Genomic DNA, 3,391 nt, shown 5'->3' with positions numbered 1-3,391 from the left:
CGGGCGACGCCGGTGGGTGATTGAGCGGACCATGTCGTGGCTGACCGGCTACCGCCGACTCAACCACCGCTACGAACGAAACCCCCGCAACTACCCGGCCTTTCTCGGCCTCGCCGCCGCCCTCTGCTGCTACAAACGACTCGTCCGCCTCACCACATAGGACACGGTCTTAAGGGTCCGTCTTCAAATTGATCTTGCCCAGAGCAGGAGTGATGCGAGTGTGACCTTAGGTAACAGCTCACTTGACGTCGGCGTCGGGGCTCCACACGGTGGGGCCGCCGCCGCGCCACTCGATCGAGCGCGTGTCGTCCAGGCGGACGTTGTCGGGGTCGAGGCCGGCGCGGCGCAGGAATTCGAAGAGGTCGGAGGGGCCGAGGGCGCGGCCGAGGATTTCGCCGTCGCAGCGGACGCGGCGGCCGCCCTGGGCGTCGGGCGGGTAGACGATGACGCGCGGGGCGGGGCTCATCCCTCCACCCTGCTGCCGGGCACTCATTCCAGCACCCCGAGTGCGGTGTCCGGTCGGCACTGGGGACATGCGGGTATGCCCTGGGCGAGTAGGGCGCGGATCTGGTCGGCGGTGGCGGGGGCGCAGCGTTTGCCGGTGTCCCAGCACGTTCCGACGTGGACGCGGCCGGGGGGTCGGCCGGTGCCGATCTCGCGCTCGACCAGCCACGCGGGCGGCTCGGCGGGCGGGCGGCGCCGTGCGGCGGCCTCCTCGGCCTCCTGGGCCGCGTTCAGCGCGCGCTCGGCGCGGCCGAGCTCCCCGCGGAGGTAGGTGACCAGCGTCCGCAGGCGCGGCTGGTCGGGCGGCAGGACAGACACGGTTCAGACCCCGTACTGCGCCCGCCGCGCGGTTTTGCATGCCTCGCACAAGGGGCTGGCGCCGACCCCGTAGCGGCAGGTGGGGGCGTGGCGCTTTGCACACGGTCCGGTCTGGCTCGGGGCCCAGGTCACGACCTGCGGTCGGGGTGTGGGGGTGGGGGAGGTCATGGCGGGCTCCTGGGGTGCGGCGGACTCTCCTATTCCATCATGTGTTCGATTTTTTGGCCCAGCTCTGCCCCCGCTGTCGAGCGGCTCGGGTTCGTCGATGTCCTGTGTCACTGAACCTTGAGCGACTGCCACCGAACTTTGACCGCCCTGACGGGGGTGGCGGTCTGGTCCCGTGCACTGCCTATCGAGCGGGTGGGGGGCCGTCGCAGATCATCCCCGCGCGACAGGCGTTCTGATAGGAGGACTCGTAAACGTGTTCCCCGGGGGCCTTCGCGCCGAGCAAAATTCCACAGATGGCCATGGCCAGTACCACCTGGCTGATAGCAACTGCTCGCAGGCGCCGGATCCCGGCTACGACAGCGAAAACCATGGCGGCAGCCGGGACGAACGCAGCTTTCTCCAGGTAGGGCCCAGGTGGGTCGCCGTAGTGTTGAGGGTCCCACGACCAGTAGGACGAAGCCCAAGACAGCCAGATCCCAACAAGGGCTGCCAGCTCGACGACAGCCAAGGCCACCGCCACGCCCTTACTCGTGCGGCCGGTTTCTGTATTCACCCAGCGAGCTTCGCCCCAGCGGGAGCGTGGGGTCATGAGTACCCGTACTCAATGCCGCCTGATCGCGTGCACCGCCAGTGGTCAAAGTTCGATGGCAATCGCTCAAGGTTCGGTGACACAGGACAGTCGAGTTCCGCCGTCCGGCGTCCTCGTCGGGCCGTGTGTGGGGGCGCGGGTGAGGCTGGCGCTCTGGGTCGAGGACGAGGGAGGCATCGGCGATGGTGTTGCGTCCGCCGGTGGAGCCGATGTTGACGCAGGCCGCCGAGGTGATCCCGCCCGTGCGTCCGCTCGCTTCGGGGGTGGCGTATGAGCAGAAGTTCGACGGGTACCGGGTGCTGGTGTTCACTCCGGCCGGGCCGGGTGGGCGGGTGCTGCTCCAGACCCGCCGAGGCGCCTTGGTCCAGGGCGCGTTCCCCGATCTCGTAGCGTCCGCCGAGGCGCAGCTCCCCGTCGGCCTGGTCCTGGACGGCGAACTCCTCGCGTGGGACGTGGAGGCCGGCGTCCTGTCGTTCGAGGGGTTGCAGCGTCGGGCCGCCGCCCGCACCCGCAGCGCTCCCGAGCTGGCCGCGAAGCTGCCGGCCTTTTACGTGGCGTTCGACGTCTTGCAGTTCGACGGCCGCGAGCTGCCCGACCTGCCCTACGTGGAGCGCCGCGCCCGCCTTGAGGACCTGTTCGCCGACCACGCCCTGACATCCCCGTGGACCCTGTGTCCGATGACCACGGATGCGGCCCTGGCCCGGGAGTGGCTGGAGTCGTGGACGGACGTGTCCGGCGTCGAAGGCATCGTGGTCAAGCCCCAGACCAGCCGCTACACGCCCGGTCATAGAGGGGCGTGGACCAAGGTCAGACGACGCGACACCACCGAGGCGATCATCGGCGCCATCACCGGCACCCTCACCCGCCCACAGCTCCTCGTCCTCGGCCGCCACGACCAGGACGGCCGGCTCCGCGCGGTCGGCCGCACCGTCCCACTGCGCACGGAGGCGGCCCGCCTGGTCGCCGAGCACCTGGCCGCCGCCTACCCCGGCCGCCCGTGGGAGGGCGTCACGTTCGCCGCGACCTGGGGGGCCCGTGACGTCCTGGACGTGCGCTTGGTCCGCCCCGACCTGGTAGCCGAGATCAGCGCCGACCGCGCCGTGGACCGGGGCGGCGTATGGCGCCACCCGCTCCGCTTCAAACGGCTGCGCCTGGACGTGGCCGTGGGGGATGTCCCCCGGTTCGGTGAGGGAAGGGCCGCCGCAGCCGGCTGACCGGATTTTCGGCGCGGTCCGCGGGGGGTTGCGGGGCTAAGGGGGCGGTGGTGTACCGCGGGTGCGAGTGCAGCTCAACCTGGTTTGACCTGCGGGTTTGTCGGGTCTTGCGGGGCTGTCCGCTGTCTCCCGCACTGTGTGGATCACGCCTCCGCCGGGGGTGTGATCCGCGTATTCGTGTGAGCAGTCGTCTGCCATGTCCATGCCTGAAGGTGGGGAGTCGGCCGGTGGGGAGTCGGGCCGGGAGCCCGGCGGGCACCCCGACCCGACCCCGGCCGTGCCTGCGGAGCCGACCCCGGCGGGACGCCGGTTCGCCTCGGCGCTCAGGGCGGCGGCCGTCCTCGCCCCCGTGCCGGCGGAGGCGGTGGTGGCCCACTGGGTGCCCGAGTGGTCGGAGGTGGCGGGCGGTCTGCTGCGTGCCGCCAAGGCGCTCGTGACGCTCCGCAGGGGCCGGGGAGGCCAGCCGCGCGGCTGACCGGTCGGGGGGGGCGGCGGGGCCCCCCCCCCGCCCCCCCCCGCGGGTATACCGCCCCCCCGGGCGCCGTGGGGGGTTGGTGGGGGGGCGCCCCACAGCGCCCCGGAACGGGGGATTTTAAAA

Annotated in this window: 6 protein-coding genes; 3 read left to right on the top strand and 3 right to left on the bottom strand. The window is 71.5% G+C overall.

The window, feature by feature from the left end:
• Positions 1-160: transposase (locus ACFVXJ_RS30620; protein ID WP_389666651.1), on the top strand; the 160-nt coding region annotated here is incomplete at its 5' end.
• Positions 161-238: 78 nt separating this feature from the next.
• On the opposite strand, the gene ACFVXJ_RS30615 is transcribed toward ACFVXJ_RS30620, so the two are convergent.
• The 3 genes from ACFVXJ_RS30615 to ACFVXJ_RS30605 form a co-directional block, all read right to left on the bottom strand.
• Positions 239-466 (bottom strand): hypothetical protein, encoded by a 228-nt coding sequence (locus ACFVXJ_RS30615; protein ID WP_389666648.1) that lies wholly within the window; start codon positions 464-466, stop codon positions 239-241.
• Positions 467-489: 23 nt separating this feature from the next.
• Entirely contained in the window at positions 490-822 is a 333-nt protein-coding gene (locus ACFVXJ_RS30610) for a DUF6233 domain-containing protein (protein ID WP_389666646.1), read from the bottom strand.
• Positions 823-1,171: 349 nt separating this feature from the next.
• Positions 1,172-1,579 carry a DUF6234 family protein gene (locus ACFVXJ_RS30605; protein ID WP_389666644.1) on the bottom strand — a complete coding sequence of 136 codons (408 nt, stop codon included), beginning with the start codon at positions 1,577-1,579 and terminating at the stop codon, positions 1,172-1,174.
• A gap of 182 nt (positions 1,580-1,761) precedes the next feature.
• Here ACFVXJ_RS30605 and ACFVXJ_RS30600 point away from each other — a divergent pair, with 182 nt between their 5' ends.
• Both ACFVXJ_RS30600 and ACFVXJ_RS30595 read left to right on the top strand, forming a co-directional pair.
• A complete protein-coding gene (locus ACFVXJ_RS30600; protein ID WP_389666643.1) occupies positions 1,762-2,793 on the top strand; it encodes an RNA ligase family protein in 1,032 nt (343 codons plus the stop codon).
• A 196-nt stretch (positions 2,794-2,989) separates the two neighbouring features.
• Entirely contained in the window at positions 2,990-3,268 is a 279-nt protein-coding gene (locus tag ACFVXJ_RS30595) for a hypothetical protein (RefSeq protein ID WP_389666641.1), read from the top strand.
• The last annotated feature ends 123 nt before the right edge of the window (positions 3,269-3,391 follow it).

Source organism: Streptomyces sp. NPDC058279 (genome assembly GCF_042881255.1).
Lineage (GTDB): Bacteria > Actinomycetota > Actinomycetes > Streptomycetales > Streptomycetaceae > Streptomyces.
The sequence above is the reverse complement of the archived record's forward strand: the minus strand, read 5'-3'. Positions and strand labels throughout refer to the sequence as shown.